This is a genomic window from Nocardia sp. NPDC056100, assembly GCF_042266325.1.
Taxonomy (GTDB): domain Bacteria; phylum Actinomycetota; class Actinomycetes; order Mycobacteriales; family Mycobacteriaceae; genus Nocardia.
The window spans coordinates 918371-933310 of the sequence record NZ_JBHJVY010000004.1 but is presented as its reverse complement, the minus strand read 5'-3'; the positions used below and the strand labels follow the sequence as shown (position 1 = coordinate 933310).

Annotated in this window: 16 protein-coding genes; 8 read left to right on the top strand and 8 right to left on the bottom strand. The window is 67.0% G+C overall.

Going from position 1 to position 14940, the window contains the following annotated elements:
• Positions 1-136 precede the first annotated feature (136 nt).
• A complete protein-coding gene (locus ACFC0O_RS34725; RefSeq protein ID WP_375966427.1) occupies positions 137-1111 on the top strand; it encodes a putative RNA methyltransferase in 975 nt (324 codons plus the stop codon).
• Here ACFC0O_RS34725 and ACFC0O_RS34720 read toward each other — a convergent pair.
• Positions 1093-1992 (bottom strand): LysR family transcriptional regulator, encoded by a 900-nt coding sequence (locus ACFC0O_RS34720; protein ID WP_375965590.1) that lies wholly within the window; start codon positions 1990-1992, stop codon positions 1093-1095. The genes ACFC0O_RS34725 and ACFC0O_RS34720 overlap by 19 nt on opposite strands.
• Before the next feature lie 69 nt (positions 1993-2061).
• Here ACFC0O_RS34720 and ACFC0O_RS34715 point away from each other — a divergent pair, with 69 nt between their 5' ends.
• On the top strand, positions 2062-2565 hold the full coding sequence (locus ACFC0O_RS34715) for a GNAT family N-acetyltransferase (protein WP_375965587.1): 504 nt from the start codon (positions 2062-2064) through the stop codon (positions 2563-2565).
• On the opposite strand, the gene glgA is transcribed toward ACFC0O_RS34715, so the two are convergent.
• Positions 2562-3719: a glycogen synthase gene (gene glgA, locus ACFC0O_RS34710; protein WP_364640506.1), complete on the bottom strand. Its 1158-nt coding sequence runs from the start codon at positions 3717-3719 to the stop codon at positions 2562-2564. The genes ACFC0O_RS34715 and glgA overlap by 4 nt on opposite strands.
• Positions 3720-3997: 278 nt before the next feature.
• Between glgA and glgC the strand changes: the two genes are divergently transcribed.
• Complete coding sequence (glgC, locus tag ACFC0O_RS34705; protein ID WP_364639985.1) at positions 3998-5212, top strand: glucose-1-phosphate adenylyltransferase; 1215 nt, start codon at positions 3998-4000, stop codon at positions 5210-5212.
• A 101-nt stretch (positions 5213-5313) separates the two neighbouring features.
• Complete coding sequence (locus ACFC0O_RS34700; protein ID WP_375965582.1) at positions 5314-6504, top strand: hypothetical protein; 1191 nt, start codon at positions 5314-5316, stop codon at positions 6502-6504.
• An 11-nt stretch (positions 6505-6515) separates the two neighbouring features.
• Here the strand turns inward: ACFC0O_RS34700 and ACFC0O_RS34695 are convergent, their stop codons facing one another.
• From ACFC0O_RS34695 to ACFC0O_RS34670, 6 genes are all read right to left on the bottom strand, one after another.
• The gene (locus tag ACFC0O_RS34695) at positions 6516-6989 is read right to left on the bottom strand and encodes a hypothetical protein (protein ID WP_375965580.1); all 474 of its coding nucleotides are present in this window, start codon (positions 6987-6989) and stop codon (positions 6516-6518) included.
• Between the two features lie 76 nt (positions 6990-7065).
• Positions 7066-7278: a hypothetical protein gene (locus ACFC0O_RS34690; protein WP_375965577.1), complete on the bottom strand. Its 213-nt coding sequence runs from the start codon at positions 7276-7278 to the stop codon at positions 7066-7068.
• A gap of 148 nt (positions 7279-7426) precedes the next feature.
• A complete protein-coding gene (locus ACFC0O_RS34685; protein ID WP_375965574.1) occupies positions 7427-9085 on the bottom strand; it encodes an ABC transporter permease in 1659 nt (552 codons plus the stop codon).
• Positions 9082-10035, bottom strand: coding sequence for an ATP-binding cassette domain-containing protein (locus ACFC0O_RS34680; RefSeq protein WP_375965571.1), 954 nt, complete (start codon positions 10033-10035; stop codon positions 9082-9084). Before ACFC0O_RS34680 ends, ACFC0O_RS34685 begins: the two co-directional genes overlap by 4 nt.
• A gap of 32 nt (positions 10036-10067) precedes the next feature.
• Entirely contained in the window at positions 10068-10700 is a 633-nt protein-coding gene (locus ACFC0O_RS34675; RefSeq protein WP_375965569.1) for a TetR family transcriptional regulator, read from the bottom strand.
• A gap of 190 nt (positions 10701-10890) precedes the next feature.
• Positions 10891-11538 carry an O-methyltransferase gene (locus ACFC0O_RS34670; protein ID WP_364640006.1) on the bottom strand — a complete coding sequence of 216 codons (648 nt, stop codon included), beginning with the start codon at positions 11536-11538 and terminating at the stop codon, positions 10891-10893.
• A gap of 235 nt (positions 11539-11773) precedes the next feature.
• Here ACFC0O_RS34670 and sigE point away from each other — a divergent pair, with 235 nt between their 5' ends.
• The 4 genes from sigE (at position 11774) to tatB (ending at position 14920) form a co-directional block, all read left to right on the top strand.
• A complete protein-coding gene (gene sigE / locus ACFC0O_RS34665) occupies positions 11774-12451 on the top strand; it encodes an RNA polymerase sigma factor SigE (protein WP_364640008.1) in 678 nt (225 codons plus the stop codon).
• A 71-nt stretch (positions 12452-12522) separates the two neighbouring features.
• A complete protein-coding gene (locus ACFC0O_RS34660; RefSeq protein WP_364640011.1) occupies positions 12523-12906 on the top strand; it encodes a hypothetical protein in 384 nt (127 codons plus the stop codon).
• A gap of 10 nt (positions 12907-12916) precedes the next feature.
• Positions 12917-14503, top strand: coding sequence for a S1C family serine protease (locus ACFC0O_RS34655; RefSeq protein ID WP_375965565.1), 1587 nt, complete (start codon positions 12917-12919; stop codon positions 14501-14503).
• Between the two features lie 15 nt (positions 14504-14518).
• On the top strand, positions 14519-14920 hold the full coding sequence (gene tatB / locus ACFC0O_RS34650) for a Sec-independent protein translocase protein TatB (RefSeq protein ID WP_364640014.1): 402 nt from the start codon (positions 14519-14521) through the stop codon (positions 14918-14920).
• Positions 14921-14940 lie beyond the last annotated feature (20 nt).

The window sequence follows — 14940 nt, the reverse complement described above, 5'->3', positions numbered from 1 at the left end:
AGACTTGCCTGTGCCGGTGAGCAACCCGCCCTCCGGGGCACTCGGAGACTCGGCCCCCGAACCCCGAGGATCCGGAGAGCAGCCGCTCACCGGCATATCGGTTCAGAACGCATACCCCCTCGGCCCGGCCGATCGCCTGATCGCCTGCGCCGACCTACTGTCCTGCCCGGAATGCGGTCGGGACCTCGGCCCCCGCGAGCACACCCTGCGCTGCCCGCGCGGGCACAGTTTCGATATCGCCAAACAGGGCTATATCAGCCTGCTCACCGGCGCCTCCACCAAGATGACCGGCGATACCCCGGCCATGCTCGACGCCCGCGCGGACTTCCAGCGGGCCGGTCATTTCACGCCCATCGCCGCGGCCCTGGCGGCGGCTGTCGCGGCCATGCCCGCACCTCCCAGGACCGCACACGCACGCGACAGCGGCATGACACGCCCGGGCGCGGCTGTGACCGCGGCCTCGGCGGCACGGCTCGCGGCGACCCTGCTGCCGATCGGTTCGAGTGGCCCGACAACCACTGCGGCGACACCCGCGACGGCGGAGGCGGTACTGGAGATCGGTGCGGGTACGGGTTACTACCTGGCTATGGCATTGGATGCGATGCCCGGCGCGCGCGGGCTGGCATTGGATGTGTCCAAACCGGCCGCGCGGCGCAGTGCCCGGGCGCATGAGCGAGCCGGGGCGGTGCTCGCCGATGCCTGGCGCGGGCTGCCGGTGCGCACGGGGGCGGTCGCGGCGGTGCTGTCGGTTTTCGCGCCGCGCAATGCGGAAGAGGTTGCCCGGGTGCTGAATCCGGGCGGGCGGTTTTTTGTCGTCACCCCGACGCCGCGGCATTTGACCGAGTTGATCGAGCCGCTCGACATGGTCCGCGTGGACGCGGGCAAAACCGAGCGACTCGCCGATTCGCTGGAAGATCGCTTCGAACTGCTGGACCGCACTCCGGTCGAGTATCGAATGTCATTGACGCACACCGATATCGCGAATGTGTCCGCGATGGGACCGTCCGCATTCCACGCGGCCGAACAGCGCGCCGAACGCATCGCGGCCCTGCCGGATCCGTTCGAGGTGACCGCGTCGGTGACAGTATCGGTCTATCGCCCGCGCGGCTGATTCGGCAGCAGATCCAGCAGATTGCGCACCAGCGGCCGGTTGTCGTCGGCACGGTGCGCGGTGTAGATCGTGGTGGCGGCATCGGTCCCGGCGAGCGGGATGATGCGCACCGATTCGGGTGCGGTGAAGGTGGCGCTGCGCGGTGCGACGGTGACCCCGAGTCCCGCCGCGACCAGATACAGCAGGATCGTCCAGTTGGTACCCTCCTGCACGATGCGCGGCCGATGACCGGATTCCAGCAGCGGTGCGAGGTTCTTGTCATAGGCGCGCCCACCCGCCGCGCGCGGATAGAACACCATCGGATTGGTGACCAGTTCGGTTCCGGTGATGCTGTCCCGGTGCGCGTCCGGATGGTCGGCGGGCAGGATCGCCACAAACGGTTCGGTGATCAGCGGGGTGGTGACGGTGCCGGGCTGTTCGTCCGGATCGCGCACGATGGCCAGATCCAGCGCGCCGTGCGCGAGCCGTTCCATCAGATGGCTGGTGAACCCTTCCACCAGGTCCACCTCGACCAGCGGGAAACGGTCCCGGAAGGCCCGTACGCCGCGCAGCGGTTCCAGCGGCAGTACCGAGGGCACGAAGCCGAGGTACAGCGTGCCCTGACTGCCCTGGCCGATCCGATGGATTTCGGCGAGATCGCGTTCGGCGTGCCCGAGCAGCGCCCGGGATCGTTCCAGCAGTACGGTCCCGGCGGCGGTGAGCGCGACGGTGCGCGAGGTGCGATCGAAAAGCCGTGCGCCGAGCAGGGTTTCCAGCCGCTGGATCTGCTGGGTGAGCGCGGGCTGTGCGATGTGCAGCCGGGCGGCGGCGCGCCCGAAGTGCAGTTCCTCGGCGACGGCGCGGAAGTAGCGCAGGTGCCGCAGCTCAACCCCTTCGATCATAAGTTCAACATATCAATCCGAGCTATCAAGTATTGGACGTTATAGGTGCAGGCGGGACATGCTGAACGGGTGACTCAGCAAACGGATTCCCTCGCCCCGGAGCAGCGCTCGATCACGGTCGAGCCGATGACCACCGCCGCCGACGCGCGCGCCTTCAAGGACCTCAATCTGGAGTGGATCACCGAACTCTTCGCGGTCGAGGCCGCGGACCTGGTCACCCTGGACCATCCGCAACGCATCGTCGACGAGGGCGGTCGGGTGCTCATCGCCCGCGCCGGTGCGGAGGCCGCGGGCTGCGTCGCGCTCGTCGCCGAGGGTCACGGCGTCTTCGAACTCTCCAAAATGGCTGTCTCGCCGCGCTTTCAGGGTCGCGGTATCGGCCGGGTGCTGCTGCGCGCGGCCATCGAGCAGGCGCGGGCGCTGGGCGCGACCTCGCTGATCCTGGCCAGCAATTCGAAACTGGCTCCGGCGGTGCACCTTTACGAATCGATCGGTTTCGTACACGTGCCGCCGTCGGAGCTGCCGCCGACGCCCTACGACCGCGCCGACGTGTTCATGCGCTACGACCTCTAGTTCTTGCGCACCAGGTCGTAGATCTTCGCGGTCTGCGCGGCGATGCGGTCCCAATCGAATTCGGCGATGGCGCGCGCCCGTCCGGCCGCACCCATGGCGGCGGCCGTCGCGGGATCCGCGGCCACCTGGTTGACGGCCCGCGCCAGTCCGCGTTCGAAGGCGTCGGGCGCGTGCTCGTCGTAGTGCACCAGCCGCCCGGTGGCGTCCCGATCCACCACCTCGGGAATGCCGCCGACATCGGAGGCGACCACGGCGGTGCCGCAGGCCATGGCCTCCAGATTCACGATGCCGAGCGGTTCGTACACCGAGGGGCAGACGAAAACCGTTGCGGCGGCGAGCACCTGGCGCACCAATTCGGTGGGCAGCATCTCGCGCACCCAGAACACCGCGTCCCGGGTCTTGCCGAGTTCGCGGACGGCTCCGGCCACTTCGGCTTCCATGGCGGGCGTATCGGCGGCCCCGGCGAGCAGCACCAATTGAATATCCGGATCCAGATACCGGGCGGCGGCCAGCAGGTGCGAGACGCCCTTCTGCCGGGTGATGCGCCCGACGAACGCCACCACCGGCCGATCCCGCCGCACCCCGAGTTCCGCGAGAATGTCGCGGGTATCGCGGGCGGGTCCGCCGGGATGCCAGACCTGTGCGTCGATTCCGTTGTGCACCACATGCACTTTCGCGGGATCGATATCCGGGTAGGCGGCGAGCACATCGCCGCGCATCCCCTTGCTCACCGCGATCACGGCATCGGCGTAGGTCATGGCATTGTGCTCGGACCAGGAGGACAGCCGATAGCCGCCGCCGAGCTGTTCGGCCTTCCAGGGCCGCCGGGGTTCGAGCGAATGCGCGGTCAGCACATGCGGAATCCCGTACAGCTCCGCGGCCAGATGCCCGGCAAGTCCGGTGTACCAGGTGTGCGAATGCGCGACGTCGGAGCCACCGGCGGCATCGGCCATGCGCAATTGCGCGGACATCATCTGCAGAGCGGAGTTGGCGGCGTACAGCATCGGATCGGCCTGGTGCACCACGGCATCGGTGCGCTGCACCCCCATGCAGTGCACGGTCACATCGCACAGCGCCCGCAGGCGCGGGATCAGTTCGGTGACATGCACTCCCGCCCCGCCGTACACCTCGGGCGGGTATTCGCGGGTCATCATCGCGACTCGAAGTTCGCGCCCGCCGTCCGCGCCGTAACTCACCGATTCAAACTACAGCCTGCCACCGGGCGGCTCGGGCCCACATCGATGAAAGAAAACACAGAGTTCACGACCCGGCCCGCGGTTCGCCGTCCCGTGTGCGGCGCGGCGCGGGAACGCGGCGGCGGAGTGGAGCGGCGACGAACCACGGCTTGCGGGGCCGTGAACACGCGACGCGGCGGGCGACGTAGACGGACACGTTCATTCAGGGTTCCGCTATACCCGGTAGTTTGGCGAGTGTGAGGAGCCAGCCGCACGTACTCGGGATCGTGCTCGCCGGTGGCGAGGGCAAGCGACTCTTTCCGCTCACCAAGGATCGCGCCAAGCCCGCGGTGCCGTTCGGCGGCGCGTACCGGCTCATCGATTTCGTGCTGTCGAATCTGGTGAATGCCGGTTATCTGCGGATCTGTGTTCTCACCCAGTACAAATCGCATTCGCTGGACCGGCATATCTCGCAGACCTGGCGGCTGTCCGGGTTCGGCGGCGAGTACATCACCCCGGTTCCGGCGCAGCAGCGGCTCGGCCCGCGCTGGTACACCGGCAGCGCGGACGCCATCATGCAATCGCTGAACCTGATCTATGACGAGGACCCCGAGTACATCGTGGTCTTCGGCGCGGACCACGTGTACCGGATGGATCCGGAGCAGATGGTGCAGGCGCATATCGAATCCGGTGCGGGCGTCACGGTGGCGGGCATCCGGGTACCGCGCAGCACCGCGAGCGCGTTCGGCTGCATCGACACCGACGAATCCGGCCGCATCACCGGCTTTCTGGAGAAACCCGCGCATCCGCCGGGCACGCCGGACGATCCGAATGTCACCTTCGCCTCGATGGGCAATTACGTCTTCACCACCAAGGTGCTGGTGGACGCGATCCGCGCGGACGCCGATGACAACGACTCCGATCACGATATGGGCGGGGACATCATTCCGGCCCTGGTGCGCGCGGGCGCGGCCTCGGTGTACGACTTCGGCGGCAACGAGGTGCCCGGCGCGACCGATCGCAGCCGCGGCTACTGGCGTGATGTGGGCACCATCGACGCCTTCTACGAGGCGCATATGGATCTGGTGTCGGTGGATCCGGTCTTCGATCTCTACAACCGGCACTGGCCGATTCGCGGTGCCATGGAGAATCTGCCGCCCGCCAAATTCGGCCGCGGCGGGCTGGCGCAGGAATCGATCGTGGGCGCGGGCAGCATTCTGTCGGCGGCCACGGTCCGCAATTCGGTGCTGTTCTCCAATGTGATGGTGGAGGACGGCGCGACCGTGGAGGGCAGTGTGCTCATGCCGGGGGTGCGGATCGGCCGCGGCGCGGTGGTGCGGCACGCGATTCTGGACAAGAACGTGGTGGTGTCCGAGGGCGAGATCATCGGTGTGGATCTGGATCGCGACCGGGACAGATTCGCGCTCAGCAATGGCGGGGTGGTCACGGTCGGCAAGGGCATTTGGGTGTGAGAGCAGCCGCGACGCGCGGATAACGGTGGACAGCCGCCCATCCGGGTCCGAAAATCGGTGGGTGGAGCGCTGCCCCGCCGGGCCGCGCGGGAGGGAAGACCATGAACCGCGCAACGAGGGTCCTGACCGCACTCACCTGTCTGGCCCTGACTGCCACCCTGTCCGGGTGCGCGCAGAAGGGTAAGGCCGTCGCCGGGGAAATGGACGTCCGCACCCTGGACGCGGGCACCTACGCGGTGAATCGATTCACCTACGACCGCAATTCGAACGGCAACGGCCCGATGCTGGAGGGTATGCGGATGGCGTCGGCGGTGGTGCCGACGGTGCAGATCGATCCCAGTCTCAAGATCGGGCGCGGCGGCATCGTGCTGACCACCGTCAATGATGTGGTGAGCGTGAGCCACCTGTCCTCCTCGGCCAAACCGGTGCTGCAGAATCGCGGTTTCGTGGCCGGTTTCGCCATGAGCGGTTCGGATCTGCCCGATCCGGCCGGTTCCAACGCACCGGATCCGGCCAGCACCACCGCCACCATCCGGCTGCTGCGCTTCCCGTCCGCCGACAATGCCAAGCTGGCGGCCAAGGAGTTGGAGGACGCCGACTTCAGCGTCGCGCTGGATCAGAACAAGAAGTTGTCGCTGGCGGATTATCCGGATGCCTTCTCGCACTGGCGGCCCGGTGTCGGCAGTATCGGTGTGGTCATGGCGCGCAAGGAATTCGTCATCTCCATCTTCATCTCGCGGCCCAAGGCGGATCAGGGGGATCTGCTGTCCTGGGCGAAGAAGACCCTCGACGCCGAGGTGCCGGTGGTGGACGCCTTCACCCCGACGCCGGCCGATCAGATCGATGCGCTGCCGGTGGATCCGGATCGGCTGCTGGCGCGAATCCTGGTGTCCGACAGGGATTCTCACACCCCCGACCCGGACAACTTCGCGGTGTACGGCGCGAATATGCTCATTCACCCGGCCGGTGACGAGAGCCTGCGGCAGCGGCTGGTGAACGATACGGGCATGGACGCCATGGCGCTCACCAAGGACGGCTATCTGTTCCGCACCCGGGACGCGCGCGGCGGTATCGATCTCACGGCCGGATTGATCAGCAGTCTGGGCGAGACCGCGATCGGCGCGCCGGACAAGGTGCCGGACACCAAATGCGTTCAGCACCGCGCGGATAGCACGTCCTACCGCTGCTACGTGGTCTACAAACGCTTCGTGGGCGTGGTGACCGGCAGCAGTCAGGACGAGGTGCAGAAGAAGGCGACGGCGCAGTACGTACTGCTGGCCAACAGCCTCTAGACCCGCACGGATCAGAAGCGGATGACATCCTCGTCCAGGGCTCGCCACGCGGCGGGCCGGGACGGGCGGTGGGTGCCGTGCGCGCAGTCGGAATCGGCTGCGGCGCCGCCGGTGTCATGCGGCAGCGCGGCATGACCGGTGTGCGGCAACCCGTTCCCGATGCGCGTGCGACCGCCTCCGGTGCGCGGCAGCCCGTTCGCGGCGCGACCCGGGCGGCTGTCGTCCCGGAAGCGGTAATCGCGGAATCCGAACGGCTGCAACAGGGCTCGCAGGAATTCCGCGCCGTCCGCGGGCAGCACGGTGCGCTCCTGGCCGAGGAGGTCGACGCCCTGGTGATACCAGACGCGCGCGACCAGGCCCTCGACCGGATCGACCGCGCGGAAGCTGGCCCGCCCGTCCGAATTCAGCCGGAACTCGGCGATGCGTCGCCATCGTCCCGACTCGCGCAGATACAGACCGACAACGGCGGGGGCCCGCTGACTCATGAAAACCTCACTCGTCGAACTTTCCCCTGGAGTATCCCGATCCGCGCGCGGTAATCCTGTTGTCCGGAAGGACGGTTCAGTTCTGGTAGACGGGCGATACGGTGCGCCCCCCGCAGAACGGTTCACAGGGCCCCGGTGTCGAGGGCACCACGTGTGATTGATCGTCGAATCTGGCTCCGCTCACCAGAAGCAGCACCAGGAGCGCGGCGAAGACGACCAGTCCGAAAATGATCAGTGCGGGCCATAGCCAGCCTGCCGGCAGATGAATGCCGAGCATCAAACCTTCCATGCCCCACCTCCTTATTTCGTTCCTTACTCTCGTTTACCACCTGCGGCCCATTCGAATCCACCCCTGCGACTGCCCCAGCACTGCCCCTGCCGGAAATACCGAAGGGGCCGCGAACCGTCGGCAACGGTTCGCGGCACCTCCGGACGGTTCAGCGCAGGTCGCGCCTGCGGAATCCGATGAGCCCCAAGGCAATCAGCGCGACCGCGATGACCAGCAGAATCAGCACCGGCACGAGGTCGAAGGAGGCGCCGGGCACCTTGGGCAGATGTTCGAACGGTTCGAGGTCGCGGAGCCATTGCGGGGCACCGGAGATCGCACCGAGCAGGAAGACCGCGATGGCGGCGGTCAGCACGCCCCACGCCACCGGGGTCCAGCGCGGCGCGAGACCGAACAGCGCCACCGTGATTCCGGTGAATATCCACACCGCGGGCAGTTGGATCAGCGCCGCGCCCAACACATCGGGCAGTTTGCCGCCGACGTCACCGGCCGCCCGTCCGTACACGAAGCCACCGAGCAGACCCGAAACACACAGTGCCACCGCCGGTCCCAGCAGGGCGAACAGCAGATGCGATGCGGCCCAGCGGGTTCGCGATACCGCACCGGTGAGCAGGGTTTCGGCGTGATCGCTGCTCTCCTCCGAATGCAGGCGCAGCGCGGCCGATACCGCGTAGGCGGCCGCCGCCACCCCGATCATGGTGAAGGCGTAGCTGATCATCGAATTCTCCAGTGAGGCGGAGCCGCCCATCCGGGTGATCAGATCGCGAATCGCCTGGCTGCTGCCCAATTCATCACCGATGCCGTGGATCACGCTGCCGATGATCAATCCGTACAGGCCGAGTCCGACCGTCCAGGCGATCAGGGTGCCGCGCTGCAATCGCCAGGCCAGTCCGAACGGTCCGGCCAAACCGGGTCCGGCGGTGGCCGCGCCCGGGCGTTCGGCGATCAGTCCCGCACCGATATCCCGGTGCCGCAGTAGCGAATACGCGATGAGGGTCAGCACGATCACCGCCGCCGCGTGCAACAGCAGCACCGCGAAGTGATTGCCCGCGAACGGCCGCACCTGCAATGACCAGCCCTGCGGTGACAGCCACACCAGCGGGCTGGTCGGCCCGTCTCCGGCGCGGGCGTCACCGATGGCGCGCAGCGTGAAGGTCACCGCGAGCACCGTGAAGGCGATGCCGCGGGCCAGCCGCGCACTGGTGGTCAATTGCGCGCACACCGCGGCCACCGAGGCGAACACCGCACCGGATCCGGCCAGCGCGAGCCCGAAGGCCAGCGATCCGGTCCTGGCGTCGTCACCGGTGAGCTTGCTGCCGGACAGGCTCAGGAAGCCGATCAGGCCGGTGGCCAGCGCACCCCCGTAGCCGAGGATGAGCGCCGCGGTGAGCCCGGCGTAGCGCCCGACCCGGGTGGCGGCCACCAATTCCCCACGGCCCGTTTCCTCTTCGGCGCGGGTGTGCCGGATGACGGTGAGAATGGTGGCGATGGCGATGAGGCTGTAGAACATCCCCGCCTTCCAGATGCCGACCGCACCGAGGCTGGTGTTGTACACCGGCCCGTACATGGCCAGCTGGGCCGGACTGGCGAGAATCGAGTTGGCGAATCCGGCGCGGTCGGCCTCGTCCGGGTACACGCTGACGATGCTGTTGATGTACACACTGCCCAGCGGCAGCGACAGCAGCAGCACCCACAGCGGCAGCACGACGCGATCGCGGCGCAGGTACAGCCGCAGCAATTGCCCAGTGCCGGTGAAATCCGTTGACCGTAAAGAGCTTTCGATCGAGCGAGGTGCGGTGATGGCGGTCATTTCGCGGCCCGCTGCAGATCGGCGGAATCCCGGCCGGATTCGGCGGCGTCCTCGCCGTTGAGCGAATAGTGCCGCAGGAAGAGCTCTTCCAGCGTCGGCGGCTGGCTGACCAGACTGCGCACACCGGCGTCACCGAGCACCTTGATGAGCTCGCCGAGATGTTCGCTGTCCACCTGGCAGTGCAGGGTGTGCCCCTCCAGGGTGATGTCCGCGACGCCCGGAATCCGGCTGAGATCGCCCGGGTCTCCGATCATTTCGGCGGTGATGGCGGTGCGGCTCAGATGCCGCATCGAGGCCAGCGTGCCCGATTCCACCGTGCGCCCGGCCCGGATGATGGTGACGCGCTGGCACAGCGCCTCCACCTCGGACAGGATGTGGCTGGACAGCAGCACCGTGCAGCCGCGCGCCGCGGCCTCGGTCACGCATTCGCGAAAGGTCTGCTCCATCAAGGGATCCAGGCCCGAGGTGGGTTCGTCGAGCAGTAGCAGCCGGGCCTCGGACGAGAACGCCGACACCAGCGCCACCTTCTGCCGATTGCCCTTGGAATAGGTGCGGGCCTTCTTGCGCGGATCGAGTTCGAACCGCTCGATGAGATCGGCGCGCCGCTGCTGATCCAGTCCGCCACGCATGCGCGCCAGCAGATCGATGGTCTCACCGCCGCTCAGGGACGGCCACAGCGTGACATCGCCGGGCACATAGGCGATATCGCGGTGCAGGGCGACCGCGTCGGTCCACGGATCCCGCCCGAGCACCTCGGCGGCACCCGAGGTGCGGGCCAGAATGCCGAGCAGCACGCGAATGGTGGTGGATTTTCCCGCGCCGTTGGGCCCGAGGAATCCGTGTACCTCCCCCTCCGCGACCTCCAGGTCGAGACCGTCGAGGGCGCGCACCTGTCCGAAGTTCTTGTGCAGATCTCGGACCGAGATGGCCGGGGTGGCCGGTGTGTTCATCGAATCTCCTTGTAGGAAAACGACAGTGGGTTTTACTGCTGTTGGGTGAGGGTGTCCAGCGCCATCGAGTCGGTGAGCAGCCCGTTGGTGTAGATCTCGAGCGCGGGCAGGGTCATGTGATCGGCATACTCGCGCAAGGCTTTTCGATAGTCGATGCGGCCTTCGTGCTGGGCCGCGTACAGCTGCAGGAACATCACCATGCCGCCGCCGTTGGTGGTGGCGATGTATCTGGCGGTGGCCTTCAAATCCCTTGGGGGACGGTAGGTTCCGGCGGCGACACCGGCGATCAGATACTGCTCGACATCCTCGACCATATGCTCGAAGAAACTGGTCAGCAGATCGCCGCCGGATTGGAAGCTGCGCAGCATATAGGCCATATGCGGGGCGAATTCCTCGATCTCGGCCATCTGTTCCAGCAGCCCGTTGGGTGAAGGACGCTGTGCGAATTCGACTTTCGCGGCCCGGATGACATCCCGGACGTGATCGTCGCACGCCGCGCGCAGCCCTTCCTTGGACCCGAAGTGGTGGTTGACCAGACCCGGTGAGACGCCCGCCGCGGCCGCGATGGCCCGCACCCCCACTCCGAAACCCTGCTCGCCGAAGGTGGTGATCGCGGCATCGCGAATCCGGGCCCGGGTGGTCAGATCCTCAGAGGCTGAACGCATGTTCAATAGATTAAACACTCGTTCAATGCGATGGCAAGAGCGCACGCCGAAGGAAACCGTCAAGGGTGCGAAAACAAGCGCGAACGCGGATGTTCCACGCGCGGAACACCTCCCCCGCAGCAGCTGCTGCTACGCGGAAAGTCCCCGCGTGGACAAAACTATCCGCAGGTCAGAGGCGGTGGAGCGGTGATCAGCCCCGCGAAGCGCAGAGCAGTCCGTCGCCGACCGGAATCAGCACACTGGTGAGCGCCGGATCCTCGGCGATGGCCCGCGTGGCAGCGCGCACCGCCTGGGTCTGGGGATCGCGCTGTGCCGGATCGGGCACCCGCCCGCCGAGCAGCGCGTTGTGCAGCAGAATCGCCCCGCCCTCGCGGAGTAATCGCACCGCCTGCGCCACGTACTGCGGATGCTCGAGCGGTGCGGCATCGATGAACACCAGGTCGTAGGCGCCATCGGCCAAGCGCGGCAACACATCCAGCGCCCGGCCGTTGATCAGCCGGGTGCGCGCGGGCGCGATATCGGCGGACCGGAACGCCTCGCGCGCCGCGCGCTGATGTTCGGGTTCGGAATCGATGGTGGTGAGCGTGCCGTCCTCGCGCATGCCGTCGAGCAGCCAGAGTCCGCTCACCCCGGCCCCGGTGCCGACCTCCACGACCGCTCGCGCACCGAGCAATTGCGCGTACATACTGAGAAGTGCGCCCACCGACGGGGGTACCGGTGCGGCGCCGAGTTCGAGGGCGCGTTCGCGCGCGCTGATCAGAATCTCGTCCTCGGCGACGGATTCCTCCACGTAGGCGAGGTTGCGCTGCAGGTTCGATGCCGCGGGAGTGAGGCTCACGGCTATGAGGCTAATGGCGCGGAACCGGGAAAGCCCGGCGGCGACCGGCCGGTGTGGCGATTTTTCTCAGGTGTCCCTCAGCCTGCGCATACGACCACCACATCGGGACCGGCAAGAGTATTGCCAAGTCAGGCCAGCGACAGTCGGTCCGGCGGGCGGGGAACACACGACCAACCAGGTCGGTTGTACCCGGCAGTCGGAACTTCGGTCCCGAGTAGGAGGTAATCCCATCCACATGGTCGACGCGGCGCGTGAACCCGCCATCCTGCCCACGCAGGACTTGAACTCCGTGCTGGACGGCACCACCGTGCCGGAAAGCGAACTCGACGAGGCTGCCCTGAGCGGCACCGCGGCCTTCGATGCCACCGGTGACCGCACCATGATGCCGACCTGGGACGAACTGGTCCGGGAGCACGCCGACCGCGTGTACCGCCTGGCCTACCGCCTCACCGGTGATCAGCAGGACGCAGAGGATTTGACCCAGGAAACCTTCATCCGGGTGTTCCGCTCGCTGCAGAACTATCAGCCGGGCACCTTCGAGGGCTGGCTGCATCGCATCACCACGAACCTGTTCCTGGATATGGTGCGGCGCCGCAATCGGATTCGCATGGAGGCGCTGCCCGAGGATTACGACCGGGTGCCGTCCGAGGGCCCGGGCCCCGAGCAGGTCTACCACGACGCGAATCTGGATCCGGAGCTGCAGGCGGCGCTCGATTCGCTGGCGCCGGAGTTCCGTGCCGCGGTGGTGCTCTGCGATATCGAAGGTCTGTCGTACGAGGAGATCGGCGCGACGCTCGGGGTCAAGTTGGGCACCGTGCGCAGCCGGATCCACCGAGGACGTCAGGCACTCAAAGAACACCTTGCGCATAATGGAGTGGAGCGGCGCTTCGCCGCCCCCGAGAACGCCAGGTGACACGCCGGGCCCAGCGCCCGAACACCGGCATTCCCGATGCAGCCGAGGTGTCCCGGAAGGGTGTGCAGCTTATGAGTGGCGAGGACAGAACGCCGCGTCCGCCGCGTTTCGCCCCCACCGAGCATCTGGCCAGTGAGGCCATTGCCGCGTATGTGGACGGCGAATTGCGGATGAACGCGTACCTGCGTGCCGCTCACCATCTTTCCGTCTGCGTGGAATGCGCGGCGGAGGTGGACGCGCAGCAGCAGGCGCGCATTGCGCTGCGGCAGTCCTCGGATCAGATTTCCGCGCCGATGCGCCTGCACGATTCGCTGAGCCGCATCCCGCTCTCGGAACTTCCCACCGCGGAAACGCTGAATGCGGATCGCGGAACTTTCGCGCGCGGCGCGAACTTCGTCGGGCTGCGCCAAGATTCGTTCGACAGCAAACGGTGGACATCCTGGTGGCGCAAGTAGAGTTCATCGCGTGACCACCGAATCGAAGAACACGGGCCCGGTTCCGGGTGACGGGCCCGCGGCGAACAACCTGCAGAATTCCGCGCAGGCTTCGGATTCGGCGGCCGATCGGGGGAACCTGAGGCCGTCGGACGCACCGGTCCTGGGACCGCGGCCGGTAATGCGGCCGCATGTCGACACGCATACCGCACGCGCCTTCCGCCGCCCGAGTGGGCAGAACGGCTCGTTCTCACCGCGCACGGCCGCCGCCGCGGCCGCTGCCGCCGCCACGGACGGCCCGCAGGTGCAGAACCGGCCGCCGGACGCGGTGCTGGCCGAGGCGTTCGGCCGTCCCACCGGTTCACAGGAGCTCCTGCAGCGCGATCCCGAGGCCAAGGCCGAGACGGCCGCCGCGGCCGGGCCCGCCGACCCGTGGCGGGATCCGAATTCCGCTGCCCGCCTTGGCACTCCGGCCGTGGGCACCCCGCTGCCGCCGCCGCTGACGCAGGGCCGCCAGATCAGTGCCAGGGAGGTGCTGTTCGGCGGTAAGGTCGCGCCCGCGGCGCTGGCCATTCTGGCCGTGATCGCGCTGGTCGTCGGGTTGATGAGCGGTCTGCTGGGCGGTCTGGTCGGCCGGCTCACCGCCGAATCGGCGCTGACCTCGCGCAAAGTCTCATTGCAGTCCGCCGATTCGACGAATGTGGCGCACGGCCAGATTTCCAAGGTCGTGGACACCGTCATGCCCGCGATGGTGACCGTGCGCGCCTGGGTCGGCGATTCCGGTTCCACGGGTTCGGGTGTGGTGATCGACGGCGCGGGCTACATCGTGACCAATAATCACGTGATCTCACTGGCCGCCAATGACAAGAGCGGCAAAGCCCAACTGCAAGTGGTGTTCTCCGATGGCACCCGGGTGCCGACCAGCATTGTCGGCCGCGATATCAAATCCGATCTGGCGGTGCTGAAAGTCGATGTGAAGAACCTGTCGGTGATTCAGCTCGGCAATTCCAACGATGTGAAGGTCGGCGACGATGTGCTGGCCATCGGTTCGCCGCTGGGCCTGGAGAAGACCGTCACCTCCGGTATCGTCTCCGCGCTGCACCGTCCGGTGAAGGTGGGCGGCGAGGGCACCGATACCAATGCCACGCTCGACGCCGTGCAGACCGATGCCGCGATCAATCACGGCAATTCCGGTGGCGCGCTGGTGGATATGACGGGGCGACTGATCGGCATCAACTCGGCTATCAAGTCCGAGAGCGGTGGTTCGGTGGGTCTGGGCTTCGCGATTCCGGTGGATCAGGTGAAGCGGATTTCGCAGGCGCTGATCCGGGACGGGTCGGTGCATCATCCGCGCCTGGGCGTGAGCGCCAAGACCAAAATCGTCGCCAATGACGTGATGAGCGGTGCGGCCGTCGCCGATGTGCAGGCCGGTAGCCCGGCCGCCAAGGCGGGCATCGTGGAGGGCGATGTGATCGTGAAGGTCGGCGATCGCGATGTGACCGGCCCGGAGGAATTGACGGTCGCGGTGCAGTCGAATGAGATCGGCCAGAAGGTGAATGTGCGCCTCATTCGCGACGGCCGCGAAGTCGATGTGCCGGTAACCCTGGAATCGGATTAAGGCAGAATAGGTACCGTGTTCAGCAATATCAGCTGGGGCGAGCTACTTATTCTGCTCGTCGCCGCCCTCGTGATCCTCGGCCCGGAGCGGTTGCCCGGCGCCGTGCGCTGGACAACCAATGCGCTGCGGCAGGCTCGCGACTACGCGAGCGGTGCGACGCAGCAACTCAAGGACGAGTTGGGGCCGGAGTTCGAGGAGATCCGCAAACCGCTGGAGCAGTTGAACGAACTCCGCGGTATGAATCCCAAGACTCTGGTCACCAAACATCTTCTCAATGGCGACGATTCGTTTCTGACCGGAAACTTCGACAAGCCGGTCACGGCCGCGAGCAGCGGTTTCGAGGATTACTCCATGCCGAAACCGCAGAAACCGCTGGAGCGCAACGAACGTCCGCCGGTCGATCCGGACGCCACCTAGAGCAACTTCGTCAAGCGGTC

What these genes read in the sequence shown, in the direction of transcription:
- ACFC0O_RS34660 (WP_364640011.1), top strand. Translation starts at nt 12,523, where the DNA reads ATGAGTGGCGAGGACAGAACGCCGCGTCCGCCGCGTTTCGCCCCCACC.
- ACFC0O_RS34695 (WP_375965580.1), bottom strand. Translation starts at nt 6,989, where the DNA reads ATGAGTCAGCGGGCCCCCGCCGTTGTCGGTCTGTATCTGCGCGAGTCG.
- ACFC0O_RS34720 (WP_375965590.1), bottom strand. Translation starts at nt 1,992, where the DNA reads ATGATCGAAGGGGTTGAGCTGCGGCACCTGCGCTACTTCCGCGCCGTC.
- glgA (WP_364640506.1), bottom strand. Translation starts at nt 3,719, where the DNA reads ATGATGACCCGCGAATACCCGCCCGAGGTGTACGGCGGGGCGGGAGTG.
- ACFC0O_RS34700 (WP_375965582.1), top strand. Translation starts at nt 5,314, where the DNA reads ATGAACCGCGCAACGAGGGTCCTGACCGCACTCACCTGTCTGGCCCTG.
- sigE (WP_364640008.1), top strand. Translation starts at nt 11,774, where the DNA reads ATGGTCGACGCGGCGCGTGAACCCGCCATCCTGCCCACGCAGGACTTG.
- ACFC0O_RS34685 (WP_375965574.1), bottom strand. Translation starts at nt 9,085, where the DNA reads ATGACCGCCATCACCGCACCTCGCTCGATCGAAAGCTCTTTACGGTCA.
- ACFC0O_RS34680 (WP_375965571.1), bottom strand. Translation starts at nt 10,035, where the DNA reads ATGAACACACCGGCCACCCCGGCCATCTCGGTCCGAGATCTGCACAAG.
- ACFC0O_RS34690 (WP_375965577.1), bottom strand. Translation starts at nt 7,278, where the DNA reads ATGGAAGGTTTGATGCTCGGCATTCATCTGCCGGCAGGCTGGCTATGG.
- ACFC0O_RS34675 (WP_375965569.1), bottom strand. Translation starts at nt 10,700, where the DNA reads ATGCGTTCAGCCTCTGAGGATCTGACCACCCGGGCCCGGATTCGCGAT.